Genomic DNA, 26,055 nt, shown 5'->3' on the forward strand with positions numbered 1-26,055 from the left:
TTAGCGTCCTTTGGTTCCGGTTAACGCATCCGTCAGGTCCAGATACTGTGGCGCCACCGCGCCGGCGAATCGCCGCTGGTGCGCCGTCTGCTGGGCGGAGGCGCAGCCCTGCTCGCCGAGAAATTTGACCTGCTCCTCTTCCCATACCGCATCCAGCGCCTGCGGCGTATCGTCGCGCGCCTCTTGCGCCACCTGCGTCTTCAGCGCCTGCGCCTGCGCATCGCTGCCGGACAGCGCCAACAGCAGATCGAACAGCACCGCGTACGGGCTTTCGCGCTGCTGCAAGCGCGCGCCCAGCAGCGCCAGGATCGGCGCAATGTCCTGCAGCCCTTCCCGCGCCTGTGCCGCGCTGCGGCTGGCCAAATACTCCAGGTACAGCGGCAGGAAATCAGGCAGCTCGCGGCTGTCGATCTCCAGCCCGGCGGCGCGGTACTGCGCCATCAGGTCAACCATCGCCTGGCCGCGATCGCGCGACTCACCGTGCACGTGCTCAAACAGCAGCAGCGAGGTGGCGCGGCCGCGATCGAACAGCTCGCAATAGTCGGCCTGCGCGTCCAGCAACGGGCGCGCGCACAGGCGGCGGATAAACAGAATCAGCAGCGCGCTGTGGTGCAGATCCAGCTCGCTGGCCGGTTCCAGCGCTTCAATCAGCGCCTGCTGATGGTCAAACAGCGCCTGCTCCGGGTAATCCAGCAGGCGGGCGATCACTTTCAGGCTGATCATGAGGCATCCTCCGGCCGCGCGGTTTTCGCGGTCACGTCGATGGCGTCGATACGACGGCTGTTGAACAGATTGAACTTGCCGTCGCTGCCGTGGCAGCCGTCGCCGAAGCTGAAACCGCAGCCTTTGCTTTCGGGGAAGGCTTCGCGCGCCAGCTCGCGGTGGCTCGACGGCACCACGAAGCGATCTTCATAGTTGGCGATCGCCAGGTAGCGATACATCTCCTGCGCCTGCGCTTCGCTCAGACCGACCTGCTCCAGCGCGCTGATGTCCACCACGCCGTCGACGGTTTCCGCCCGTTTGTAGTGGCGCATCGCCAGCATGCGTTTCAGCGCCAGCAGCACCGGCTCGGTATCGCCGGCGGTCAGCAGGTTCGCCAGATACTGCACCGGAATGCGCAGGCTCTCGACGTCCGGCAATACGCCACTGTGCGCCAGCTCGCCGGCGTCGGCGGCCGACTGAATCGGCGACAACGGCGGCACGTACCACACCATCGGCAGCGTGCGGTATTCCGGATGCAGCGGCAGCGCCAGCTTCCAGTCCATCGCCATTTTGTACACCGGCGACTGCTGAGCGGCTTCAATGACGCCCTGCGGCACGCCGTCCGCCAGCGCCTGAGCAATCACCTTCGGGTCATGCGGATCGAGGAAGATATCGAGCTGGCTCTGGTACAGATCCTTGTCGTTTTCCACCGCCGCCGCCTGCTCGATGCGATCGGCGTCGTACAGCAGCACGCCGAGGTAGCGGATGCGGCCGACGCAGGTTTCCGAACAGACCGTCGGCTGCCCGGCTTCGATGCGCGGGTAGCAGAAGATGCACTTCTCGGACTTGCCGCTCTTCCAGTTGAAGTAGATTTTCTTGTACGGGCAGCCGGTCAGACACATGCGCCAACCGCGACACTTGTCCTGATCGATCAGCACGATGCCGTCTTCGCCGCGCTTGTAGATCGCCCCGCTCGGGCAGGTGGCGACGCAGGCCGGGTTGAGGCAGTGCTCGCACAGGCGCGGCAAATACATCATGAAGGTGTTTTCGAACTGGCCGTACATCGCCTTCTGCAGGTTGTCGAAGTTCTTGTCCTGCGAACGTTTTTCGAACTCCCCGCCGAGGATCTCCTCCCAGTTCGGGCCGTTTTCGATCTTGTTCATGCGCTGGCCGGTGATCAGCGAGCGCGGGCGAGCCACCGGCTGGTGCTTGCCCTGTTTGGCGGTATGCAGGTGCTGGTAGTCGTAATCGAACGGCTCGTAGTAGTCGTCCAGCGCCGGCACGTCCGGGTTGGCGAAGATTTTCGCCAGCACGCCGACGCGGTTGCCCATGCGCGGTTCCAGCTTGCCGTTGATTTTACGTATCCAGCCGCCCTTCCATTTTTCCTGATCTTCCCAGGCGTGCGGATACCCGACGCCGGGCTTGCTTTCCACGTTATTGAACCATGCGTATTCCATACCTTCACGGCTGGTCCAGACGTTTTTGCAGGTGACCGAACAGGTGTGGCAACCGATGCACTTGTCCAGATTCAGCACCATGCCGACTTGCGAACGAATTTTCATTTGCTGTTCTCCTGCTGACTGCCCTGCGCGTAGTCGTTGCCTTCGTCGTCCAACCAATCAATGCGGTTCATCTTGCGCACCACCACGAATTCGTCGCGGTTGGAGCCGACGGTGCCGTAGTAGTTGAAGCCGTAGGCCAGCTGCGCATAGCCGCCGATCATGTGGGTCGGCTTCGGACAGGCGCGGGTCACCGAGTTGTGGATGCCGCCGCGTTGGCGGGTGATCTCCGAGCCCGGCAGGTTCACGATGCGCTCCTGCGCGTGGTACATCATGGTCATGCCGGCCGGGATACGCTGGCTGACCACCGCGCGCGCCGTCAGCGCGCCGTTGGCGTTGAAGGCCTCGATCCAGTCGTTGTCCGCGATGCCCAGATCTTTGGCATCGTCTTCGCTCAGCCAAACGATCGGGCCGCCGCGCGACAGCGTCAGCATCAGCAGGTTGTCGCTGTAGGTGGAGTGAATGCCCCACTTCTGGTGCGGCGTCAGGAAGTTCAGCGCCTTCTCCTTGTTGCCGTTCGGTTTGCTGTTGAGCAGCGGCTGCGCGGCGCGGGTGTCGATCGGCGGCCTATACGCCAGCAGGCTTTCGCCGAAGGCGCGCATCCACTCGTGATCCTGATACAGCTGCTGACGGCCGCTGAGGGTGCGCCACGGGATCAGCTCGTGCACGTTGGTGTAGCAGGCGTTATAGGAGACGTGCTCGTCTTCCAGGCCGGACCAGGTTGGGCTGGAGATGATTTTGCGCGGCTGCGCCTGAATGTCGCGGAAGCGAATTTTCTCGTCTTCCTTGTTCAGCGCCAGATGCCGGTGATCGCGGCCGGTGACGTTGCTCAGCGCTTCCCAGGCTTTCACCGCCACCTGGCCGTTGGTTTCCGGCGCCAGCGACAGGATCACTTCCGCCGCGTCTATCGCGCTCTCGATCTTCGGCCGCCCCGCCGCCGGGCCGTCGGCCTTGACGTAGTTAAGCTGCTTGAGGAAATCGACCTCGGTCTGGGTGTTCCAGCTGATGCCCTTGCCGCCGTTGCCCAGTTTGTCCATCAACGGCCCCAAGGAGGTAAAACGCTCGTAGGTGGCCGGATAATCGCGCTCCACCGCGATGATGTGCGGCGCGGTTTTGCCGGGGATCAGTTCGCACTCGCCTTTCTTCCAATCCTGCACGCCGTAAGGCTGCGCCAGCTCGGCGGCGGAGTCGTGCTGAATAGGCAAGGTCACCACGTCGGTTTCCTGGCCCAGATGGCCGACGCACACCTCGGAGAAGGCTTTGGCGATGCCCTTGTAGATTTCCCAGTCGCTCTTCGAATCCCAGGCCGGATCGACCGCCGCCGACAGCGGATGAATGAACGGATGCATGTCGGAGGTGTTCATGTCGTCTTTTTCGTACCAGGTGGCGGTCGGCAGCACCACGTCGGAATACAGGCAGGTGCTCGACATGCGGAAATCGAGCGTCACCACCAGATCCAGTTTGCCTTCGCCGCCCTGCTCGCGCCATTCCACTTCCTGCGGCTTCACGCCGCCCTGCTGGCCGAGATCTTTCCCCTGGATACCATTCTCGGTGCCCAACAGGTATTTGAGCATGTATTCATGGCCCTTGCCGGAAGAACCCAGCAGGTTGGAGCGCCAGACGAACAGGTTGCGCGGGAAATTCTGCGGATTGTCCGGCTGCTCGGCGGCAAAGCCCAGCGCGCCGCTCTTCAGGCTGTCGACGGTGAACTCGACCGGCGATTGGCCGGCGGCGCGGGCCTGCTCCGCCAGGCGCAGCGGGTTAGCGCCCAGTTGCGGCGCCGACGGCAGCCAGCCCATGCGCTCCGCGCGCACGTTGAAGTCGATCAGGCTGCCGCCGAAGCGCGATTTGTCCGCCAGCGGCGACAGCAGCTCATCGGTGCTGACGGTTTCATAGCGCCATTGGCTGGAATGGTTGTAGAAGAACGAGGTGCTGTTCATATGGCGCGGCGGGCGTTGCCAGTCAAGGCCGAACGCCAGCGGCAGCCAGCCGGTTTGCGGCCGCAGTTTTTCCTGGCCGACGTAGTGCGCCCAGCCGCCGCCGCTCTGGCCGACGCAACCGCAGAAGATCAACATATTGATCAGGCCGCGGTAGGTCATGTCCATGTGATACCAGTGGTTGACGCCGGCGCCGACGATGATCATCGAACGGCCGTGGGTCTTCTCGGCGTTTTCCGCGAACTCGCGGGCAATGCGGATGATGTTGTGGCGCGACACGCCGGTGATCTGCTCGGCCCAGGCTGGGCTGTAAGCCTTGACCTCGTCATAGTCGGCGGCACAGTTGGCGTCGTCCAGCCCGCGCTCCAGGCCGTAGTTGGCAAGCAGCAGGTCATACACGCTGGTCACCAGCGCTTCGCTGCCGTCCGCCAGCCGCAGTCGTTTCACCGGCAGCTTGTGCAGCAGGATTTCGTCCAGCGCCACGCTGTTGAAATGCTCGCTGTCGGCGCCGCCGAAGTACGGGAAGCCCACCTCGGCAACGTCGTCATGCATGCCCAGCAGACTGAGCTGCAGCTCGACTTCCTGTTGCGACTTGCCTTCGCGCTGCTCCAGGTTCCACTTGCCCTTCTCGCCCCAGCGGAAACCGATGGAGCCCTGCGGCGCCACCAGCTCGCCGCTGCGGCTGTCGATAGCGACGGTTTTCCACTCGGGATTGTTTTCCTGGCCCAGTCCGTCCACCAGATCGGCGGCGCGCAGCAGACGGCCGGCGGCGTAGTGGCCGCCTTCACGCGGCTCCAGCAGCACCAGCATCGGCATGTCGGTATAGCGGCGCACGTAGTCGCGGAAGTAGCCGACTTCGCGATCGAGATGGAACTCTTTCAGCATCACATGGCCCATCGCCAGCGCCATCGCGCTGTCGGTGCCCTGCTTCGGATTCAGCCAGTGGTCGCACAGCTTGGCGACTTCGGCGTAGTCCGGCGTCACCGCCACGGTTTTGGTGCCCTTGTAGCGCACTTCGGTAAAGAAGTGGGCGTCCGGGGTGCGCGTCTGCGGCACGTTGGAGCCCCAGGCGATGATGTAGGAGGAGTTGTACCAGTCGGCGGACTCCGGCACGTCGGTCTGCTCGCCCCAGGTCATCGGCGAAGCCGGCGGCAAATCGCAATACCAGTCGTAGAAGCTCAGGCAGGCGCCGCCGATCAGCGACAGGTACCGAGCGCCGGCGGCGTAGGACACCATCGACATCGCCGGGATCGGCGAGAAGCCGATAATGCGGTCAGGGCCGAAGGTTTTGGCGGTATAGACGTTGGCGGCGGCGATCAGTTCATTGACCTCTTGCCAGCTGGAGCGGACGAAACCGCCGCGGCCGCGCGCCACCTTGTAGCTTTTGGCTTTTTCCGCATCGCCGACGATCGATCCCCAGGCCTCGACCGGATCGCTGTGCTGCGCTTTCGCCTCGCGCCACAGTTTGAGCAGCCGCTTGCGCATCAGCGGGTATTTCAGCCGGTTGGCGCTGTACAGGTACCAGGAGTAGCTGGCGCCGCGCGGGCAGCCGCGCGGTTCATGGTTGGGCAGATCGGGGCGGGTGCGCGGATAGTCGGTTTGCTGGGTTTCCCAGGTCACCAGACCATTCTTCACGTAGATCTTCCAACTGCAGGAACCGGTGCAGTTCACGCCATGGGTGGAACGCACCACTTTGTCATGCTGCCAACGGCTGCGGTAGCCGTCTTCCCAGTCGCGGTTGGTGTTCAAGGTCTGGCCGTGATCGCCAGAAAAAGGCTCCGCCAACTGCTTGAAATAGCGGAAACGGTCTAAAAATTTGCTCATCCGGAATGCTCCTGAAGGCTCTTGTCGTTATAAGAAGACATGCTCAATCTGCCGCCAGCCTACTGACGGCCAACCGGCGGCAAATTGATTGCGATCAAGAGAAAGCGGCGGGCGACGCGTGCGCCGGGCGGGAAATACCACCAAAGTATAGGGGTGAGAAATAGGATTAATTGTTTGAATTAAAATGAATAAATCAGAATATCAAGATGAAGGCGAACGGGCGGGAGGCAAGACGGGGTATTTGGGGGTAGGACGCGGGGGAAAACCCCGCGTCGGGTTTCAGAAAGGGACGCCGCGGAAGAAGACGTTGCGCAGAATGTTCTTCATGTAAACGCCGGCCATAACTCCGCTGTTGACGTAGATGATGCCCTTCATGCCGTGCAGCACGCCGCCGAGACGGCTTCGGCTGTCGGTGATGATGCGCGACGTGATACAGGTGTGGCGCAGCCGCATCACCTTGCGCGCCCGCGGCGAAATCTGCGGCATCAACCGGCGCTCGAACTGCATTTTGTTGTGATAGCCGATGATGCCTTTCGGGCTGGAGGTAATACGCTCACCGTCGTGATCGTTATGCACCGCCAGGCGCTCGTGCAACGTGCCGATGCGCATGCCCGCCGCCAGCAGGCGATAAATGAAGATATGATCCTGATAACGCGGGGTATTGAAGAACCCGCGCACCGCGATCGCCGCCTCCCGGCGCAGCATGATCATCGGCGTGTAAGCGACGCCGGCCAGCATGAAGTCCTCCAGCCCGTCGCAGCGGGCGCGGTAATAGCGCTCGGCGCTGATTTGGCCATCCTGCAGAATATCCATATCGCACAGGCTGACGGGGTAATCGCCGCGCTGCATAAAGGCCAGCTGACGGGCGATCTTCTCCGGGTGGTAGTAATCGTCGTCGTCCAGAAAAGTGAGGTATTCCCCGGTGGCGCGCAGGATGCCGCTGTTGCGCGCCCGCGCCCCGCCGCCGTTGCGCGCGCGCGGGCAATAGACGATCTGCCCGGCGGCAATATAGCCGGCCAGCCGTTCGCGGGTGGCCTGGCGCTGCGGATGGTCCGGCGGATTATCGTCCACCACCACGATCTCCACCGGCTGATGGGTTTGCGCCAGGACGCTGTCGATGGCGCGCGCCAGCAGTTCGCTGCGGCCATAGGTCGGAATAATGACGCTGACTTTGATACTCATAATGGGCTTCCACACGGGTTTATCGTCGTTCGGGCACGGTCAGATTCACCCGAAACGGTTGTAGAGACTGGCCATCAGGTAGTAGACCAGCGGACTGCGGTAGAACAGGCGGTTCTTGCGGCTCAGCATTTGCCGCTCCTCCGCCCGCAGCCGGGCATAGCGCCGTTTCAGCTCGGCGGTTTCCCGCAGCGCGTCACGCAGGCCGAAGAAGTCCAGCCCGACCAGCAGGCGCGCCTTCAGCGTGGTGACGAACAGCACCGAGTGGAATCCCTTCCCCCCCTCGCGGCGACGCCCGCTGTCAGCGCGCTCGATGGCGTAATCGAGATCGTCCAAATCCCGCCGCTTCGGCGCGCGCGTGATGCCGTTGGGGTTAGCGCGATATCCTACCAACGGCGTGTCGCACACCACGATGCGGTTCGCTTTCAGATACAGCTGCGGGATCAGCTGGATATCCTCGAAGTTGCGCCCCGCCGGAAACGCGGCGTCGTTGAACAGCGAACGGTGATAAATCCGCGCCCAGGCGTACCACAGGCTGCGGTTAAAACTGTCCGCCAGCAGCGCCATATGCGGCTCGCGCTCCTGTGGCGCGGCGTTGCCGGGCACGATCGCCATCAGGCCATCCGGTTCTATCTTGCCGTTTTTCAGCCGCGAGAAACGCTGGGCGTTGAACGCCACGATCTCCACCTGCGGGTTATCCGCCAGCAGGCGCCCCAAAATGCTGAAATAGCCCGGCAGCAGCACGTCGTCGGAGTCCAGAAAACCGAGATATTCGCCTTCGGCATGGGCGATCCCGGCGTTGCGCGCGGCGCTCAACCCCTGGTTATCCTGGCGCAGGATGCTGACCTGCGTTTTCAATGCCGGATAACGGCACAGCACCTCTTGCGCGACGGCGATGGAGCCGTCCGGGCTGCCGTCATCGACGAGGATCACTTCCGCCCAGTCGGGCAATTGACTCAGCACCGAGTCCAGGCACGCTTCGATGTAGGCTTCCACCTTATACACCGGGACGATCAGGCTTAGCGTGATAGTCATGAACGGGTATCCTTATTGATTGCTAGTGTCTCGTTGCACCCACAGCGCGCTGCTGCCCACCGCGGGCAATTTGGCGTCGATCTGCGGCTGCCCCTGCCAGCGCCAGCCGGGCGGCAGGTCAAAACGGGCGGCCATCGGCCGATAGTACGGGTTGGCGATCAGCACCAGGCCGCGCTCGCCGTCGATAAACAGCCGCGCCGGTACGGCGGTGTTGTTGCCGGACAGCGTCGCACTTTCGCCCGAGAGCAGGTACGGCGTGAAGCTGTCGATCTGTTGCGCCACGCGGGCAACCCCTTGCCAGATACCGTCGAATTCCTGTTGGTTGAAATCGCCGCTGCGGCGCTTGTAGAACAGGTCGGTATAGGAGTAGAACAGCAGCCCTTTGACGCCGCCGATCAGCCCCAGCCAGGCCTGGTTGCGGATCTCCGCTTCGCTCGGCTGGCGCGGCTTGCGGTGCGGCTCATAGGCGGCGTGATCCATGATCTGCATCACCAGCCAGGCGCCCTTCGCCTGGCGCGCCACCTGCACCGTCAGGCGCGAGTATTCCAGCGTGCGCGTCATGTCGGCATCGCGTCCGACCGGATAAGGATCGCTGGCCAACACGTCGGAACTGTTGAAATAGGCGTTGAGCGCGCCGGTCTGGTTCAGCGCCTGAAAGGTCAGATGGTCAGGGTCTTGTTGCTTCACCTGCAGATGCATCTGCTCTATCTGCGGCGCGTACTTCGGCGCCAGCTCATCGTTGATGTACCAGGCGAGCAGGTTCGGCTGAGTTTTAAACTTCTCCACATAAGACGCCGTCAACTGCGGGTAGCTCAGGCGCGTTTTCGGCGCAGAGTCGAGGCCGGGGTAGAAATCCTTCAGCGAGAAAATCACCTGCAGCCCGTACTGCTGCGTTTTGCGGAAATAGGCGTACGGGTCGCGCCCTGCGCCGTAGTTGTAATTCAGCACGGTGTTGAAACCGGCGTCGCGGATGCGCGCCAGATGCTCATCGGTCGCCATGTTGCCGTACATGTAGATGCCCAGCGGAAAGAAGCGCTTGCCCTGCCGCAGCGTATAGCCCTGCTCGTCCAACGCCACTTTCGGCGGCGCCTCGCCGATGCTGACCGGCATTTCGCTGCTCCGGCTGTGCTTCGACGCCACGTCCGTCACCTGCTGCTGCAGGCGGTACTCGCCGGCGGCCAGGTTGGCCGGCAACGAGAACTCTACGCGCTGACGCTCGGCGACATGGTAGCGGCGGCTCTCCTGCCGCACGGCGGTGCGTTGGCTATCGAGCAGCGTACTTTCCACCTGCACTTCCTGAGGCTGCTGCACTTCAATCAGGCTGGAGGCCGATTGCCCACCGGCGCGCATCTGATACAACGCCGGCGCCGTCGGCTGGCTGCAAACGTAGGCATCGTCGAACCAGGCGTTGCCGGTCGTGCCCTTGCGCATATACAGCCCCAGTACGGTGGTAGTGGCCTCTGCCGGTACGGTGAAGCTGCCCTCCACCGGCTGCCAACCGCTGCTGCCCAGCAGGCCTTGCGGGTAGCTGCCGGCCAGGTGGCGCCCCTTGGCGTCATAGCTTTCGACGTACACTCCGGCGCCCGGCTGATCGCCTTTGCCGCGCAGGTTATCGCCGCGCACCCACACGCCGAACGCGATCGTCTGCCCTGCTTTCACCTGCAGCGTTTGCAGCATCTGGTGATACTCCGCCGGGTCAGGATTGCTGTAGTACAGGCTGGCGCGGCCGCTGCGGCCGCCGGAGATCACCTTGGCCGGCGGCAGCGACCAGCCCGTCTGTCCCTGCTCAAAGCCGGGGTTGGTCAGCAGATTGGTCTCGCAGCCCGCCGCCCCGGCCTGAGCCGCCAGCCCGCATCCGATCAGCACGCAGGCTGCGTTCAAGATTTTGCTGGTCATTGTCTTTTCATCACCGCGCTGTACAGGTAGGAGAAGAACAGGTAGCAAGATTTTTGATAAGAGAGCCCCAGATGACGACGGTAGATCTGCCACTGCCAGTCCGCCGCGCGGATCTTGTTGCCGGACAGCGAATTGGCGGACAGCCGGTAAAACGCCAGCGGCTCCGGAATGCAGTACGCCAGGCGATTGCGCGCGCGCTCCAGAATAGACAGCCACATCACGTAGTCTTCGTGCCCGACCTTGCGCTGGTAGACCTTGCCGACCCGGCGCTGGTTGTACATGCCGGTCAGGTTGCCGATCCAGTTGCTTTTCAACATGTCGCGGTAGGCGATGATCTCCCCGGCGCCGCGGTAATTTTTCACCTGCGCCAGGTCATTCTCGAAGGTGTAATAGTGCGAGCAGACCACGTCGTAACGCTGGGTTTTAAGGATGCCGACCTGGCGGGCCAGCTTATTCGGGTGCCAAACATCGTCGCTGTCGCAAAACGCGATGTAGTCGCCGCGCGCCGCCTCGATGGCGATATTGCGCGTTTCGGCCACCCCCTGATTGGCGTTGTTGCGGATGTAGGTCAGCCGATCGTGAATGAACGGCTTGACCACCTCAGCGGTGTTGTCGGTGGAGGCGTCGTCAATCACATACAGGTGATAGTCCTGATAAGTTTGATTCAATACGCCAAGGATCGACTCGCGGATAAAACCGGCGGCGTTATAAGCCGGCATAATGACGGACACTTTTTCCATGATAATTACCTCAGACGATAAGCTCTTGCCACTGGGGGTAAATACGTTCAGGCACAAACCGCTGCGCCTTTTCCAACGCACGGTGGGAGAAGCGGCGACGCAGTTCGCCGTCGCCGATCAGCGCCAGGACGCGCTGACTGAAGGTGTCGACGTCGCCGTCCGTCACCAGATAACCGTTTTCGCGATCGTCGATCAGCTCCGCCGGGCCGGTCAGACAGTCAAAAGCCACCAGCGGCAGGCCGAAGCTCATGGCTTCGATCAGCACCATCGGCAGACCTTCGTAGCGAGAGGTCATCAGCAACAGGCTCGCCTGCCGGTAATGCCCGGCGATATCGGCGGTGGCCGGCAGCAGCTGCACCCGGTCGTCGAGCCCGTAATCGGCGATCTGCCGTTGCAACGCCGCCCGATCCGGGCCATCGCCGACGATGTGCAGCCGCCACTCCGGCGCCTGCTGCGCCACCTGCCGCCAGGCGGCGATCAGCCGGTCGAAGCCTTTCTGGTGGCACAGTCGGCCGACCGCCAGCGCCACCGGCTGTTGCTGTTCCGGATGCGGCGCCCGCAGCGGAAACGGCGACACGTTCTCAATCACCCGACATTTGCGGGCGGGCACCCAGCGGCCGATATTCGCCAGATCTTTTTGCGTCAGCAGCACGGTGCGATCGCCCAGCCGGTAGATCAGCACCTTCAGCCACTTCATCGGCCACGGATACTGGTGGAAACTGACATGTTCACTCAGCACCAAGCGGCTGCCGGGACACAACAGCCGCAGGTAAGGCACCATGATCACCGAGAGTTTCCCCATCGAGACGGTGATGATGGCGTCATAGCGGCCGCGGCGTAAGAACAGCGCCAGGCGCCACGGCCAGAGCAGCGTCTTGCCGCGCATGAAGCGCAGCGTCACCGCCGGCTCCAGCGGATAGAACGCCCGATCCCCGCAGATGGATATCAGTTCGACCTGGTGGCCGAAGCGGGTGGTCAGCGCATTGGCCAGGCTGCTGGCCACCCGTTCGGTGCCGCCTTTGCCGCCGATGTCTTCGATTACAATTGCGATTTTCCGCGGTTGCATGTCACCTCCGTAATCCCTCGCGGGCCGTGCGCAGCAGCCTCCCCCCCAATGGAAACAGTCCCAGCCTGGCCAGACAGTCGCCATACAGCTTGATCGCCTTGAATTTGCCGCTCAGGGTGTGGCGCTCCATGCGCGATGAGTAGTAGTTGAAAGCCTGCAGATCTTCGCTGTACAGCGAAGCCAGCAGGTGTTTACAGGCAAAGCCGCTGATATAACGGCCGCTGGCCTGCAGATAGGTATCGATAAAGCGTTCGCTGGCGTCGATGTTCAATCGGCAGCGGTTCAGATCCTCGTCGCCGCAGCGGATGAACACCCCACCGCCCTGATCGTGAACCACCCGGGCGCCCAGGTTGGTGGCGTTGACCAAAAATCCCCAGTCCTGGTAACGGGCCAAAAACTCCGGAAATAAAAACCGCCGGTCTTGTTTCTTACGCACGCTGATGGTCGAGGTGCGAATATCCCCCATCTCGATAAATAAGAAATCTTCCCCGGCCACGCCCTCTTGATAATTAAACACGTAGCTGCGCACATTCTTGTCGTTGACCGTGGTGTAATTGCCGAACACGATATCGATCCGTGTGTCCTCATGCCGTCTCAAGCGCCGGATGATATAATTGGTGCCAAACATATCTTCCGGTTCCAGAAAAAAAACCACCTCAGAACGCGCCAGGCGAAAACCGATATTGCAGGCGACGGCGATATTGCCGCGCACCCGGCTTTCATGCAGTCTGGCGCGATGATTCGCCGCCAACAGTCCGTGTATCTTTTCCGACTCACCGGCTTCCGATGAATAATCGACCACGATAATTTCATAATCAAAACCGGCGCAGTAATGGGTCATGCGCGCCAGCGTGGCGGCGAGATGGTTTGAATTATTAAAAGCGGGAATAACAATTGATAAGTCCATTTAATACCTCAAAAGCTATTATCAACTGGCGAGTGCAGCCTGATGCCAGAGAAAAAGTTTGTTATCGCAGCATATCCCTGCCCGGTTATCCCCCCGCCTCGGGTCGAGTACGCGCAGCCAACGGCCTGTTTCAGCTACGTATGAAAATACCCTCCCCATTCTTGTTCAATCGTTTCTGGCATCAGCCGTTGTAATCCGGCCCCCGGGGTGAAAGTCAGCTCGCCAAAATAAATGCGATCCTGCACCTGATAAAAATCGACGCGTACGTACGAGAATTGTTCCGCCACCTGGCGCGCCAGCCGCAGCATCTCCTTTAGCCCGCTGGGGCGCGACATCGGCACGTCGCTGTTCGGCACGCCCATGCGGATCTCGGTGCGGTTCCAGTCCGCATCAAAGAAATCGCGGCGATGATCGATAAAGCGCTGATAATCGATCTGAATAAAGAAGCGCACCTCACCGTCAAGATTAAAACAGTGGATCTTGATGTCGTTCGGTATTTGCCCTTCGTCGATCAGCATTCTTTCCACCATGATGCAAGGTGGAATATCTTTATAATGCCGCTCGCGATAAACCTGATAAAAACTTTGCCGCAGCCAACTGTTGGTCAACACCCGCAGTTCGTTATAACCGGTTTGGCTTTTATCAAATACCAGCTTGTTATATCCGCTGCCATGGTTGGCTTTAATCACAAACGACTCGGGCAGCTGCTGATACATCTCTTCCGTAAATTCGTTGCCGTGCGCGTAAAGATCGATCAAATACTCTTTACCCCATAGCTGTTCGATATACTCTCTCACCCGATATTTATCAGATAGCTGCGTATATATCGCCAGTGGATAAACTTTCCTACGCATCAGTTTTTCGCTGTACCCCACCGGATGGGCCAGATGCGGCACCTTGCGGAAAAACATTGCGTATTTTAACTGATGATATATTGCATCGGGCATACGTCGGTATAACCCTTTCACCAGATTATTTAACATATATTTCTCGTACCTTCCCTATTAATTGCGGAAAACACCGATAGCAAGTCACCTGCAAACGCGTAATTTTTCCTCCTCTGAAAAAGCTGTTGAGCACAAAGAATGAAATAAACTCCGTGATCAACGTCGATATCGCCGCGCCCATGATCCCGTAGCGCGGGATCAGGATGAAATTCATCACCACGTTGGCCAACGCCGCCAGCGGCATTTTGATGGCGATGAATCGATAGCCGCTGAACAGCACGATGGCGCGGTAAGACACCGTTCCCATCACCGAGAACAGCGACGTCACCGAGCACAGCGCCAAAATGGTCGCCGTTTGCCGGTAACTTTCGCCGAACATCAGCGCGACTATCTGCTGCGGAAACAGCGACAGCACCGCTATCACCGGCATCGAAAGCACCAGCACCATCAGATACAGCTGGCGAATGCGCGCCTCTTGTTCCTGCTCCGAACCGGCGTTCGCCACGCCTGGCATCATCGACATGATCAGCGCGATGGGCACGAATACCCACCCCTGGCTCAGCGTGATGGCGGCGCTGTAAAGCCCGACGCTGTGTTCTCCCAAATAGTTGCCCAGCATGATCTGATCGATGCGCGTATAAATGACGATCGACAGGCTGGAGATCGCCAGCGGCAAGCCGACGCTGAACAGGTAGCGGCCGTAGCGCCGTTTGTGTCTGCCGCTGATCGCCGGCATCTGCGCCTGCTCGCGACGGAACAGCACCCAGCGCACCGCATAAGGCAGCAGGCTGCTCAGCACATAGGGCAGCGCAAACCACACCAGCGGCAATTGCGCGTACACCAGGCCGAGCCGCATCACGATCGACAGCAACAGCGCAACGTTGTTGATCAACGTGTTCAACTTCGACTTCAGCAGCGCGTCGTAATAGATTTTGTAGACGTCCTGCACGGAGAAATACGCGCTGATCAACATCAGCAGCATCATGATTTGGTTGGTGCGATCCTGCGTCAACAGCGTCCAGGCCATCAGCGGCAGCGCGATCAGCGCAAACAGCTGGCGGCGGATGCGCATCGAAGCCAGCATCAGCCGCATGCCGCTCCGGCGCCGTTTGGCGACGCGGTTGAACAGCACCGCGTCCGCCCCCAGCTGCACCAGCGGCACGGCGATGGCGATCACCGACAGCAAGTAGTTAATCAAACCGTATTGCGCCGGCCCGAGATAGCGCGCGACGTACACCGAAACGAAAATCCCCGACAGACTCAGCGATACCCGCTCCAGCATTAGCCACAAAGAGTTCATCAGCATCGCTTTCATGCGCTTACGGCACCTTTTCTTCCTGATGGCTCGGATAGGCAAAGGCGTAGTAACCCGCATCGGCGGCGGATTTTTTCACCATGCCGTTGAGGATCACGCCTTTGATCGCCACCCCATTCTGTTCGAAACGGCGCATGCTGGTTTCGATCTGCTTGACGGTGTTCACTTCAAAACGCACCACCAGCAGCGAGGTGCCGGCGTGATGACCGACGATCGCCGCATCCGTCACCGCCAGAATCGGCGGCGTATCGATCAGCACCAGATCGTAGTTTTGCCCGGCCCAGCGCAGGAAGTCGGCGAAGCGGCGATGCATCAGCAGTTCGGACGGATTCGGCGGCACCTGGCCGCGCGGCACGAAGTCCAGGTTGGCGATGGCGGTTTTTCGCACCGCCTGTTCCGCCATCACGTCGCCCACCAGCATGTCGGACAAACCGCGATGTCCATCCTCGGCCAGCCAGCGATGCAGAAAGCCTTTGCGCATATCCGCGTCGATCAGCAACACCCGCTGCCCGGCCTGCGCCACTACCACCGCCAGGTTGGTGCTGGTGAAGCTCTTGCCGCTTTCCGGGCTGGCGCCGGAGACCATCAGAATATTGTTTTTGGCTTCCAGCATGGCGAAATGCAGGCTGGTACGCAGGCTGCGGATTGCCTCCACCGACAGATCCGTCGGCTCGGCCACCGCCAGGATCGGCAGGCGCCGGCCGCCGGATTTGGGCAACAGATGACGCTGCTCGCGGTTGCGCTTCACCTGCCACGGCGACAGCGGCACGGTGGCGTAGACGTTGATGCCCCGCTTCTCCAGCGTATCGATATCATTGATGCCGCGGTGGAAGGCCGCGCGCAACAGCACCACCGCGGCGGCGCCCCCGGCGCCCAGCAGCAGCGCCAACAGCACGATCAGCATCTTTTGCGGCTGGATCGGCCGAATGGCGGTTTCCGCTTCATCGATGATGCGCACGTTGCCTACCGTGCCGGCCTTGCTGATGCTCAGCTCCTGCTGCTTGTTCATCAGCTGCATGTAAACCTGCTGATCCACCTGCACGTCTCGGGTGAGACGCAGGATCTCCTGCTGCATTTTCGGCAGCGTCTGCACCTGTTTGCCCAGCCGCGCCTTTTCCGCTTCCAGCGTGGCGCGCTTTTCCAGCAGCGCCCGGTAAGCCGGGTGCGCGCGGGTATAGAGCTTGGAGATCTCCGCTTCCTTGAAGGTCAGTTCATTGAGCTGCGCTTCGAGCTGCACCTGCGTGTCCAACACCGATTTGGCTTCCAGCGACAGATCCACCGAGTCGTTTTGCTGACGGAACTGATTGAGCTGGGTTTCGGCGTTGTTGAGCGAGGTTTGCGTTTGCGGCAGTTGCTCTTGCAGGAACGCCAGCATTCGCTGCGCCTCTTCCGTTTTGCGATCCACGTTCTGCTGCAGGTAGTTGTCGGTGATGTTCTTCAGCACCGCCTCGGCGCGCTGCGGATCTTCGCTCGGCAGCGTAAAGGTCATGATGCCGCTGTCTTTACCGCCCGGCACTACGTCAAGATTTTTGCGCAGATCGTCCACCGCTTTCTGGCGCGCGACTTTGACCACCGTGAAGCTGGCGCCCGGCGCCGCGTCCAGTGCCGAGACGGCCATGTTCCATCCGCCCTGCGCCACCGGCTGCCCGACCGCGCCGCTGAACAGTTTGGCGCCGTCATGGCTCAGCTCGTAATGCCGCCCATCGCGCACCGTCAGCGTCAGCGCTTCGCCCTCCATTTCCGGCGGCGTCGTTAACGTGGCGATATCCAGCACCGGCGCCTTTTCGCCGCTCAGTCGGGCAAAACCTTTACCGAATACCGGAAAATAGTCCGGCTCGACGCGCACCGTCAGGCCAAGGGCATCCACCGTTTTGCCGAGCACGTAGCGCGACTTGGCCAGCGTCACTTCATCCTGCGTCGCCGAATTCTGCCCCATCGAGCTGTCCAGCGTTTCGCGCAGCAGCGAGTCGCCGGACAGCTGTTTCTCCACCTGCACCACCGCCGTGGCCTGATACACCGGGGTCGCCAACAGGGCATAGGCGACGCCCAGCGCGCCGGCCACGCCGGTTACGACGGCGATCCGCCAGCGGTTATCCCAAAGCGGCCCTACCAGACGCTCCCACTCCAGCTTTTCATCTTGTTCGGCCACCATCACGGACAGCGCATTGTTCTTCATCTTCTGTTCCTTATTCATCCTGCGGATTTACCAGTTGCGCACGCGCAAGGTAGCCTCGCTGAGATCGTTAAAGCTGCTGATGGTCGGCACCAGCTGGCTGATCAAACGGTTCCAGCGCGCGACCGGCGCCGCAGTGACGTACACGACGTCGTAAGGTTGCAGCTGAAATTCAGCGCCCATCGCCAGCGCGCTGGCGTCGGAAAGATCGAACTGATACAGCGTCGCCAGCCGCTGCGGCGTTTTGCCGCCGCTCGGCCGGATCACAAATACCCCGGTCGCATCCGCGACCGTCTGGCTGATCCCTTCGGAAGAGCCGAGGGCCTCGGTCAACGTCATGCCGCTGCGATCCATCTTCAGCGTCGCTTGCTTGCCCACTTCGCCCATCACGAACACTTTCAGTTCGTCATTGCGCGGGACGTAAAGGATGTCACCCGGCTGCAGCAACGCGTTCTGACTGATGTCGCCGCGCTGCATCAGCGCCTGCAGCGAGATGGCCCGATCCTTGCCCTGATGGGTCAGCACCACGTTGCGCCAGTCGGCGTTCTCCGTCAGGCCGCCGGCGGCGTTGATCGCATCCAGGATGGTCAGCGGCACGTTGGTGATCGCCTGCTGGCCGGAGGTTTTCACCTCACCGGTCACATAAGCCTTCTGCGAACGGAAAGCGGCGATGCTGACATCCACCTGCGGGCTTTCCACATACTGCGCCAGACGGCCGGCGATCAGGCTGCGCACTTCGGTGACGGTTTTGCCCACCACCGCCACTCGCCCGATATAGGGATAAAAAATCGTGCCATCGGCATGGACCCAGTTACCGGTGTCGCTGGCGCTGCGGTACTGCCCGGCCGGCGTAGTCAGCTCAGGGTGATCCCAGACGGTGACGTTCAACACGTCGCCGACGCCGATACGGTATTGATAGTTCTGCAGCCGCTGATCCAGCGCCGGGTTCGGCCGGGCGACCGGTTCTACGCGCCGCATTTTCTGCAGCAACATCGGCGACATGCGGTAGACCTGCACCTGGTTATTCAAATCAAAACCGTCGTCTTGCTGCACGACGACGGCTTTTCCGCTGGTAGGTAAATGTGAGCCGGGAATCACCGTACACCCGCTCAACAGCGCGGAGGTAAAGGCCAACGGCATCAAAAGAGGCAAATGAAAATTCATGGAAGTACCGTGATAAACGGGCTGCCGCCGCAGCCCGAGAGGGGATTAACGGCCGACGGTCGGATTATCGCTGAACACCGTCGCCTGACGCGGCTCGCGCAACAGGGCGAAATAGCCGCAAAAACAGAGCAGAAACGCCACCAGCATCAAACTCTCTTGCAGTTTCAGCACTTCGCTGCAGATGCCGATGCAGGCCAGCGTCACCGCCAGCATGGTGCTCATCGCCAGCGCCTGGCGCGCATTCAGTCCGCGACGCATCAGAATATGGTGCAAATGATCGCGCCCCGCTTTGAATGGGCTTTGGCGGCGCAGCAGGCGGCGCACCATCACCGTCACCATGTCCATCAGAGGAATGGCGATCAGCCACAGCGCGGTCACCGGGCGCATCACCGCCTGCGGTCCCTGGGTCGCCAGCAACACCAGCCACAGCACGCTGAAGCCGACCACCATGCTGCCGGCGTCCCCCATAAAGATCTTGCTGCGCGCACCGAACAGACTCAGGTTGAACAGCAGATAAGCCGCCAGAGCGGCGATCAGGCCCAGACACCACAGCGCCAGGTCTTCCCGGCCGCCCAGCCCGAACACGATGGCCAGCGCGACGAAGGTGACGCAGGACAATGCGCCCAACTGCCCATCGATGCCATCCACCATGTTGTAGGCATTGATCGCTCCCCATACCGCCAGCGGCGTGAGCAGCAACGCGCCATAGCCGAGCATCACTTCCTGATGCCCCCAGACATAACCCAGCGAGGAGAGTTGCATCCCTGCCGCCAGCATCATCGCCAGCGCGATCCCTCCCTGCACCATGACGCGCGGCGCCACGGGCAGATCAAAGCGGTCATCCAGCACGCCCAACACCACCAGCGCCGTTATGCACAGCAGGTAGATCGTGCTTTCGGGCAGCCAGGCGGGTTGCCACAGCGTCATCAGCATCAGCGTCAGGTACACGGCGATGCCGCCGACCAGCGGAATGTGCCCCAGATGTTGCTTGCGCGCATTGGGCTTATCCACTAACCCCACCACCAAGGCGGCGCGGCGGGCAATAAGCACCCACGCCACCGCCAGCACAAATATCACGCTCAGTTGATATAACATCGTTCCTCCAGCGAATAAGCACGCTACCGCCCTTGAGTTACAGCTCCCAATGCGCTATTAACAAAAACAAAATTGATCCGGCCAGGATATAAGTCAGCATGCGCTAATCCTGAAAATGCAGATTTATCCGCTTGTCAGCGAAAATATCGAAATAACGTCAGCGTGCGATTAAGTTATCTATCAGAAAACTCATGTTTAATGGTTCTTTCGATTGCCGAATCAAGTTCGACCGGCGCCACGAAATTATTCTGCACATTGCTTTTAAATTGCGTTCTGGCGCAGAATTTCTGCACTCTGACGCGACTGATTGGAAATTTCTTTCGACTTATTTTACTCACGACATCCAATGCGGTTGCGCCGCATATTCCCAAGGCGTAAGGAATGCGAATCGTCTTATTTTCCCTGCCCAATGAAGAGGAAATAACGTCGACCAGCTGATTCATCGTAAAGTCCGGTTTATCGACATAGTTGCTGACCTGATAACTGGACTGCTGATCCAACGCATGCTCCAGCCGTGCAGCAATATTCTCGACGTAAGCCATCGACTTCATATTATTGCCGCTGCCAATCATCACGAAACGGCCGCTGGCGATCTGGCGGAACAGGTTATACACGTTGCCGCGGTTGCCTTCGCCGAACACCACCGTCGGACGGATGATGGTCAATTTATTTGCGGCGTCTGCCTTGCGCCAGGCCTCATAAACATATTCCGCCTCGAGCTTGGACTTGCCGTAATGGTTGAAAGGTTCGAAACGCCCTTCTTCGCCGGTTTCCTGCTTGACGAACCCGTAAACGGCGACCGAGGAGGTGAAAATGATTTGGCGGATATTCAATGCAGAGGCGGTCATGCAGACATGACGTGCGCCTTCGACATTGACCTGATAATAGAGCGAAATGGGATCGACATTGTCCTGATGCTCCGCCGCCAGATTAATGATGGCGTCACAGCCCGCCAGCGGTTCTTGCAAAGTCTGAGGTTGAGTCACATCGCCATACTGATAAAGGGATGGAAAATGTGCACTGGGTTGCTTATCGACGATGACCAATGTCAGATCATCGCGCTTACTGAGACGTTTCGCCAGGCGTGTTCCGATAAAACCGGAACCCCCGATAATAGCTACTTTACGCTTATCCATAATTTGTCACTCAGCAGGTTCTCATTATTCCCGTCACCCGATTGGGACAGGCGCTAATACGCGTTAGGTAATGAGTTCCAGACTGGACAAATCGAACCTGGCTTTCAAATAACAAATAATGAAATAAAAGATTTCATCAAATGTAAAATTATCGCTATAGATAAAACCTCATTCAGCGCTAATTTTTAACATCGTAAGCAACTTGATATTGCAAGGTTTTATTCGGCAATATGAGATTAATCCGACCTTTACCGGTGGAGGAAGAGGTCTCATATTTTACCGGCAATTTCAGCTGGCCTTGTTTAGGATCGACACATTCGATGGTGGCCTGATCCATGTTCTCTCCCTGGTACAGACAGAACAGCGTTTGCGGGCTGTTGGTATGGGGATTATTCAGCGTCAGCGTCAACACCACGCGCGTGTTGTTCTGAATATCATTGATCACCGGCGGACGGGTTTGGTTGCCCAGGACATATGAAAAATGTGAAATAACCAGTAACGAGGCGAACACCGTCAGGTATTTCACCACGCGACTGGCAGGCACGCTGAAAAAACGGCGCACGGATAGCGGCTTCTTTTCATGCGCCGGATCTTGAGAGGAATCCATCGCCGCAACAGGCGCAGAAACGAGGGTCGATTTACGCGGCTTAACTATTTTCTCGTCGTTGGCTACAGGCGATTCATTTTCACTTTCAGAAAGTTCCGCTTGAATATCAACGTCAATATCATCGTTACCGTTTAATATATCATCATCGGCGTAGTCTTCATCTTCAGATATAAAGTGAAAAGCCGCTTGATTTTCCACCTTGTAACCCAAGCGTGGAATGGTTCTGATAAGCGTGTGTTCCGAATCGCTAATTTTCTGACGGATGGATTTAATTGTTTGATTTATCGTTGAATCTGAACAATAGGTTCCTTTCCAGATATTTTCTATAATTTCCGTTCGGGTAACCAGCTCGGGGGATCTGGCGACAAGCAGCGAAAGAATTTGATACTCCTTCCAACGCAGACGGAATTTCTCCCCGGCAGGAGTCAGAACATCGAGATTCCTAATCTTTATTCTTTTATCAAGATTCACTTTTAATTTCCTTAGCGTGCCTGTCCTGCACACTTTGTATAGAAATATCAAAAAATGTTCAAGAAATTAAATGTAAACTCAACAGGTTGCATTCATCGGATATTGGCTTTTATAAAAATTTTCTGATTTCATTTTTTACATTAAGCCTGATTCAGGATGTTCCGTTTATCCAAACGACTCTATTTCCCTGTTGGCAACATGGATTTCTTTCCTGGCTACCGTAAAATTCAAACTGGCACCTCTTTGATTTAGAAAGAAAAAACTAACGGCGTTGCTTGATTGTTAATCGAATGAAATTGTGAAATTTCATTCTTCGCCCTGAATTCATTCTGTTTTTCCACCTAATCTGAACGTCAGATAGACTACAAAAAGACGGAAAAAACAGAATGAGAGTTATCTGATTTAACTCCGGCGTTCATTCCATCCAACGGGCGCAGCATCTAAGACAAAACCCTATTGCTGATTTTATAATACGCACATCAATTAGGTATTCTCCTAAGCAATTTCATTTAAACGCAGGAAAAAGCATTAATTGTTTAATAGTAAGAACACGCTCAACAAAACGAAAAAACCGCGTGAATAATATAAACCTTTTGTGAGAAAGGATTCATACATTGAGAGATATAACTATAAAAAAAGAAAAAAACGGCAAGCGGGGGTGAGAATTTTACCTAAAGGCAGAAAATTTCACTGAGGAGGAGAAGAGAGAAGTTTCGGTATGAACGAAATATCCCTCCCCTGTCGGGAGGGATAGAGAAAGTCGTTTGACACTCAGGCTTTTTTCTTGCGGCCATACACCGCCCAGGTGATCACGACGCACAAAATGTAAAACACCAGGAACACTTTCATCGCGCCCGCAGGTGAACCGGTCAGCGCCAGTGAGGTGCCAAAGGCCTGCGGAATGAAGAAGCCGCCGGCGGCGCCAATCGCCGAGATAAAGCCCAATGCGGCGGCGGAATCGGTTACCGCCTCACGCTGCGCGCTTTCATCGCTGCCGCCGGCCGCTTTAACGCGATCGACGGTGATTTTGCGGAAAATAACGGCGATCATTTGGAAAGTCGATCCGCTGCCCAGCCCCGCAGTGAGGAACAGCACCATAAAGATGCCGTAGAAGGCGATGAACGACCCGCCCTCGCCCGCACTCGGCAAGGTCAGGAACAACAGCGCGGCAAAAACGGCCATGACCACAAAGTTGATCAACGTCACCCGCACACCGCCGAAACGGTCAGACAACGCGCCGCCGACCGGCCGCGCCAGCGCCCCCAGGAACGGCCCGAAAAACGCGTAATGCAAGATCACTACGTCGGGGAACTGCGTCTTCGACAGCATGGCGAAGCCGGCGGAGAAACCGATGAAAGAGCCAAAGGTCGCGAGATACAGCAGGCTCAGCATCCACAGATGCCCGCGCTTGAGCACCGGCAGTTGCTGACGCAGCGATGCCTTGGCCGCCGCCAGATCGTTCATGCCGAACCAGGCCGCCAACGTGCCGACCAGCAGGAACGGCACCCAGATCCAGGCGGCGTTTTCCAGCCACAGCTGGCCCCCCTCCACCTGGTTTTGCGCCGTGCCGCCAAACAGGCCGAACAGGCTGAAGGAAATCGCCAGCGGCGCGACCAGCTGCATGACGCTGACGCCCAGATTGCCCAACCCGCCGTTGAGCCCCAACGCCCCGCCCTGACGCGCTTTCGGGAAGAAGAAGCTGATGTTGGCCATGCTGGAGGCAAAGTTGGCGCCGGCGAAACCGCACAGCAGGGAAATAATGACGAACACGCTGTACGGCGTACTGCTGTCCTGCACCGCAAACCCGAGCCACAGGCAGGGCACCAGCAGGAAACAGGTGCTGATGGCGGTCCAGCGACGGCCGCCAAACAGCGGGATCACGAAGGAATACGGTACGCGCAAAATGGCGCCCGAGACCGACGGCAGCGCCGTCAGGAGAAACAGCTGGTCGGTGGTAAAATTGAAGCCGACCTTGTTCAGGTTGACCGCGACGGCGCTGAACAGCATCCAGACGCAGAAGGCCAGCAGCAGACAGGGAATGGAAATCCACAGGTTGCGGGTGGCGATGCGCTGGCCACGCTGCTGCCAAAAAGCGCTGTCTTCAGGGCGCCAGTCCTGAATCAGCGCACCGGTTTTCTTTGATGAAGGCGTTGCAAGTTGCGACATAAAAACCTCAGACACGGGGGATCATTCCGCACACCCTAGGGGGCGGCCCCGGCGGCAAAGTTGATGTATATCAACCCGCATGCAAGTAGTTGGCGGCGGAAATGGCGCCTTCATCCCCTTAGGGGTACGCCCTAACCAAAAATTAAATTCATTTAAATCAATAAACTAATCACTATCACTTTCGTTTTCTTGCCGTCTCGACGCGCCCCTGGAAACTAATGGGTACTTCATTCGAGGTATGGGGTTATGCGCAGGGATAATCAAAAATACGGCTGAATCGTGACTTGTTTAGCCCCATCGCCGCCTTCGCCCCTGAGCTTCAGCGGCGCCAAACGCCAGGAATCCGCACTTATGAAACGCCTGTTGGCCCCGCTTTCGATCGTGAATCAGGTCGCCCTGCTGATGTTGCTGTCGGGCATGCTGGGCGTGGCCGGCATGGGGATTTCCGCCTGGATGTCGCAAAGCATTCAGGGCAACGCGCACGCCATCAACAAGGCCGGCTCGCTGCGCATGCAAAGCTACCGGCTGCTGGCGCAGGTGCCGCTGGATGAACGGCACGAAGCGCTGATCCGGGAACTGGAGCGCGACGAAAACAGCCCCGACCTGCAGCGTTCGGTGGAGCAGGAAGGGTTGACGCAGCCTTTCAACGCCCTGCGCGACTATTGGCAACAGACGCTGCAACCTCGCCTGCGCAGCGCGCAGCAGCCGGCCGACGCCGCGCCCCAGGTCGCGCACTTCGTGCAGTTGTTGGATAAGCTGGTGTCGGATATCGACAGGCAAACCGAACGCCGCCTGCTGATGGTGACGCTGGTGCAGGCCGGCTTTATTGCGCTGACGCTGCTGCTGTTGATCGGCACCACCTGCTACCTGCGGCGCCGGTTGCTGCATCCCTGGCGGCAACTGGTGGAGATGGCCCTGGCGGTAGGCCGCGGTGATTTTAGCCGCCGCTTTGCGCAGCGCGGCCATCAGGATGAAATGGCGTCGCTCGGCGGCGCGTTGAACACCATGTCCGACGAGCTGTCGGCCACCTACAGCGGGCTGGAGCAGCGCGTGGCCGAGAAGACCGCCGACCTGCAGCAGAAAAATCAGGTGCTGAGCTTCCTCTATCGCGCCAGCCGCCAGCTGCACGCCAGCGAGCCGCTGTGCAGTCGCCTGACGCCGCTGCTCAACCAATTGCAAACCCTGACGCCGCTGCGCGCCATTCAGGTGCGGCTGTATGAAAACGACAGCCGGGAACCGCTGCTGCAGCTGAGCGGCAACCAACCGCTAAGGCCAGAGCATTGCCATAACCCGGTGTGTAGCGCCTGCCTGAACGACAGCGACCGCCAGTATCCCAACAATCCGTCGCTGAGCTGGAGCCTGAGCGACAAGCTCGGCGACTACGGCGTGATCGTGGCGCAACATGCGCCGCAGCAACCGCTGAACGATGAACATCGCCAACTGATCAATACCCTGGTGGAACAGCTGACCAGCGTGCTGGCCATCGAACGTCAGGTCGACCACCAGCAGCAGTTGATGCTGATGGAGGAGCGGGCGGCGATCGCCCGCGAGCTGCACGACTCCATCGCCCAATCGCTCTCCTGCCTGAAAATGCAGATCGCCTGTCTGCAGATGCAGGGGGAAACGCTCTCTGCCGCCAGCCAGGCGCTGGTGCAACAGATGCGTGAAGAGCTGAACGGCGCCTATCGCCAACTGCGCGAACTGCTGACCACCTTCCGTCTGCAGTTGACCGAACCGGGTCTGCTGGCGGCGCTGCAATCAACGGTCGCGGAGTTCAACCCCAAACTGGGCCTGACCATCAGCCTCGATTATCAGCTGGGGCCGCGCACGGTGCCGGCCTATCAGGCCATACACCTGCTGCAGATCGCCCGCGAGGCGCTCAGCAACATCCTTAAGCATGCCGCCGCCAGCGAGGTAAGCATTCAGGTCATCAATAAACGCGGCGAAGTGACCCTGAGCGTATGCGACAACGGACGCGGCCTGCCGGCCGAGACCTCACGCCCCGACCATTACGGCTTGATCATCATGCGCGATCGCGCCAAGAGCCTGCACGGCCGCTGCGACATTTTACCGCGCAGCGGCGGCGGCACCGAGGTGCGGGTCAGCTTCACGCCGGATAACCACGCCATCGACTAA

18 protein-coding genes are annotated in these 26,055 nt (G+C 59.3%); 1 reads left to right on the forward strand and 17 read right to left on the reverse strand.

Features of this window, described 5'->3' with window-relative positions; all coding sequences use genetic code 11:
• The 17 genes from narJ to ACP3TA_RS20345 all read right to left on the reverse strand — a co-directional run bounded on the left by narJ (nucleotide 1) and on the right by ACP3TA_RS20345 (nucleotide 23,919).
• Complete coding sequence (narJ, locus tag ACP3TA_RS20265; protein ID WP_033650904.1) at nucleotides 1-723, reverse strand: nitrate reductase molybdenum cofactor assembly chaperone; 723 nt, start codon at nucleotides 721-723, stop codon at nucleotides 1-3.
• A complete protein-coding gene (gene narH / locus ACP3TA_RS20270; RefSeq protein ID WP_197665485.1) occupies nucleotides 720-2,264 on the reverse strand; it encodes a nitrate reductase subunit beta in 1,545 nt (514 codons plus the stop codon). The genes narJ and narH overlap by 4 nt, the downstream gene beginning before the upstream one ends.
• Entirely contained in the window at nucleotides 2,261-6,022 is a 3,762-nt protein-coding gene (locus ACP3TA_RS20275; protein ID WP_206196362.1) for a nitrate reductase subunit alpha, read from the reverse strand. Before ACP3TA_RS20275 ends, narH begins: the two co-directional genes overlap by 4 nt.
• 279 nt (nucleotides 6,023-6,301) lie before the next feature.
• Entirely contained in the window at nucleotides 6,302-7,204 is a 903-nt protein-coding gene (locus ACP3TA_RS20280) for a glycosyltransferase family 2 protein (protein ID WP_046687282.1), read from the reverse strand.
• Nucleotides 7,205-7,249: 45 nt separating this feature from the next.
• Complete coding sequence (locus ACP3TA_RS20285) at nucleotides 7,250-8,236, reverse strand: glycosyltransferase family 2 protein (RefSeq protein WP_033643431.1); 987 nt, start codon at nucleotides 8,234-8,236, stop codon at nucleotides 7,250-7,252.
• 12 nt (nucleotides 8,237-8,248) lie between these two features.
• Nucleotides 8,249-10,132 carry a carbohydrate-binding protein CenC gene (locus ACP3TA_RS20290; protein ID WP_060660600.1) on the reverse strand — a complete coding sequence of 628 codons (1,884 nt, stop codon included), beginning with the start codon at nucleotides 10,130-10,132 and terminating at the stop codon, nucleotides 8,249-8,251.
• Entirely contained in the window at nucleotides 10,129-10,872 is a 744-nt protein-coding gene (locus tag ACP3TA_RS20295; protein ID WP_033643433.1) for a glycosyltransferase family 2 protein, read from the reverse strand. The genes ACP3TA_RS20290 and ACP3TA_RS20295 overlap by 4 nt, the downstream gene beginning before the upstream one ends.
• Before the next feature lie 10 nt (nucleotides 10,873-10,882).
• Entirely contained in the window at nucleotides 10,883-11,938 is a 1,056-nt protein-coding gene (locus ACP3TA_RS20300; protein ID WP_047574805.1) for a glycosyltransferase family 4 protein, read from the reverse strand.
• 1 nt (nucleotide 11,939) lies between these two features.
• Nucleotides 11,940-12,845, reverse strand: coding sequence for a glycosyltransferase family 2 protein (locus ACP3TA_RS20305; RefSeq protein ID WP_033643435.1), 906 nt, complete (start codon nucleotides 12,843-12,845; stop codon nucleotides 11,940-11,942).
• 134 nt (nucleotides 12,846-12,979) lie between these two features.
• Nucleotides 12,980-13,828 (reverse strand): ATP-grasp fold amidoligase family protein, encoded by an 849-nt coding sequence (locus tag ACP3TA_RS20310; RefSeq protein ID WP_033643436.1) that lies wholly within the window; start codon nucleotides 13,826-13,828, stop codon nucleotides 12,980-12,982.
• Nucleotides 13,818-15,107, reverse strand: a complete 1,290-nt coding sequence (locus tag ACP3TA_RS20315) for a flippase (protein WP_033643437.1) — start codon at nucleotides 15,105-15,107, stop codon at nucleotides 13,818-13,820. Before ACP3TA_RS20315 ends, ACP3TA_RS20310 begins: the two co-directional genes overlap by 11 nt.
• A gap of 4 nt (nucleotides 15,108-15,111) precedes the next feature.
• Entirely contained in the window at nucleotides 15,112-17,283 is a 2,172-nt protein-coding gene (locus ACP3TA_RS20320; RefSeq protein WP_033650896.1) for a polysaccharide biosynthesis tyrosine autokinase, read from the reverse strand.
• A gap of 27 nt (nucleotides 17,284-17,310) precedes the next feature.
• Entirely contained in the window at nucleotides 17,311-18,444 is a 1,134-nt protein-coding gene (locus tag ACP3TA_RS20325; RefSeq protein WP_033650895.1) for a polysaccharide export protein, read from the reverse strand.
• A gap of 45 nt (nucleotides 18,445-18,489) precedes the next feature.
• Nucleotides 18,490-19,539: a UDP-N-acetylglucosamine--undecaprenyl-phosphate N-acetylglucosaminephosphotransferase gene (gene wecA, locus ACP3TA_RS20330; RefSeq protein WP_426784411.1), complete on the reverse strand. Its 1,050-nt coding sequence runs from the start codon at nucleotides 19,537-19,539 to the stop codon at nucleotides 18,490-18,492.
• A gap of 173 nt (nucleotides 19,540-19,712) precedes the next feature.
• The gene (locus ACP3TA_RS20335) at nucleotides 19,713-20,675 is read right to left on the reverse strand and encodes an NAD-dependent epimerase/dehydratase family protein (protein WP_033643442.1); all 963 of its coding nucleotides are present in this window, start codon (nucleotides 20,673-20,675) and stop codon (nucleotides 19,713-19,715) included.
• Nucleotides 20,676-20,853: 178 nt separating this feature from the next.
• On the reverse strand, nucleotides 20,854-21,753 hold the full coding sequence (locus ACP3TA_RS20340) for a transcriptional regulator (protein WP_069100010.1): 900 nt from the start codon (nucleotides 21,751-21,753) through the stop codon (nucleotides 20,854-20,856).
• A 771-nt stretch (nucleotides 21,754-22,524) separates the two neighbouring features.
• A complete protein-coding gene (locus ACP3TA_RS20345; protein WP_033650893.1) occupies nucleotides 22,525-23,919 on the reverse strand; it encodes a NarK family nitrate/nitrite MFS transporter in 1,395 nt (464 codons plus the stop codon).
• Between the two features lie 351 nt (nucleotides 23,920-24,270).
• Here ACP3TA_RS20345 and narX point away from each other — a divergent pair, with 351 nt between their 5' ends.
• The gene (gene narX / locus ACP3TA_RS20350; RefSeq protein ID WP_426784412.1) at nucleotides 24,271-26,055 is read left to right on the forward strand and encodes a nitrate/nitrite two-component system sensor histidine kinase NarX; all 1,785 of its coding nucleotides are present in this window, start codon (nucleotides 24,271-24,273) and stop codon (nucleotides 26,053-26,055) included.

Source organism: Serratia sp. 2C06 (assembly GCF_050037615.1).
GTDB classification, from domain to species: Bacteria; Pseudomonadota; Gammaproteobacteria; order Enterobacterales; family Enterobacteriaceae; genus Serratia; species Serratia ureilytica.

Bases quoted from the DNA above. Each gene is read 5' to 3' on its own strand.
- ACP3TA_RS20320 (WP_033650896.1), bottom strand. From the start codon at position 17,283: ATGAAGAACAATGCGCTGTCCGTGATGGTGGCCGAACAAGATGAAAAG.
- ACP3TA_RS20345 (WP_033650893.1), bottom strand. From the start codon at position 23,919: ATGTCGCAACTTGCAACGCCTTCATCAAAGAAAACCGGTGCGCTGATT.
- ACP3TA_RS20280 (WP_046687282.1), bottom strand. From the start codon at position 7,204: ATGAGTATCAAAGTCAGCGTCATTATTCCGACCTATGGCCGCAGCGAA.
- narJ (WP_033650904.1), bottom strand. From the start codon at position 723: ATGATCAGCCTGAAAGTGATCGCCCGCCTGCTGGATTACCCGGAGCAG.
- ACP3TA_RS20315 (WP_033643437.1), bottom strand. From the start codon at position 15,107: ATGAAAGCGATGCTGATGAACTCTTTGTGGCTAATGCTGGAGCGGGTA.
- narH (WP_197665485.1), bottom strand. From the start codon at position 2,264: ATGAAAATTCGTTCGCAAGTCGGCATGGTGCTGAATCTGGACAAGTGC.
- ACP3TA_RS20305 (WP_033643435.1), bottom strand. From the start codon at position 12,845: ATGGACTTATCAATTGTTATTCCCGCTTTTAATAATTCAAACCATCTC.
- ACP3TA_RS20325 (WP_033650895.1), bottom strand. From the start codon at position 18,444: ATGAATTTTCATTTGCCTCTTTTGATGCCGTTGGCCTTTACCTCCGCG.
- ACP3TA_RS20300 (WP_047574805.1), bottom strand. From the start codon at position 11,938: ATGCAACCGCGGAAAATCGCAATTGTAATCGAAGACATCGGCGGCAAA.
- ACP3TA_RS20290 (WP_060660600.1), bottom strand. From the start codon at position 10,132: ATGACCAGCAAAATCTTGAACGCAGCCTGCGTGCTGATCGGATGCGGG.
- ACP3TA_RS20295 (WP_033643433.1), bottom strand. From the start codon at position 10,872: ATGGAAAAAGTGTCCGTCATTATGCCGGCTTATAACGCCGCCGGTTTT.
- wecA (WP_426784411.1), bottom strand. From the start codon at position 19,539: ATGTTATATCAACTGAGCGTGATATTTGTGCTGGCGGTGGCGTGGGTG.
- narX (WP_426784412.1), top strand. From the start codon at position 24,271: ATGAAACGCCTGTTGGCCCCGCTTTCGATCGTGAATCAGGTCGCCCTG.
- ACP3TA_RS20310 (WP_033643436.1), bottom strand. From the start codon at position 13,828: ATGTTAAATAATCTGGTGAAAGGGTTATACCGACGTATGCCCGATGCA.
- ACP3TA_RS20335 (WP_033643442.1), bottom strand. From the start codon at position 20,675: ATGGATAAGCGTAAAGTAGCTATTATCGGGGGTTCCGGTTTTATCGGA.
- ACP3TA_RS20275 (WP_206196362.1), bottom strand. From the start codon at position 6,022: ATGAGCAAATTTTTAGACCGTTTCCGCTATTTCAAGCAGTTGGCGGAG.
- ACP3TA_RS20285 (WP_033643431.1), bottom strand. From the start codon at position 8,236: ATGACTATCACGCTAAGCCTGATCGTCCCGGTGTATAAGGTGGAAGCC.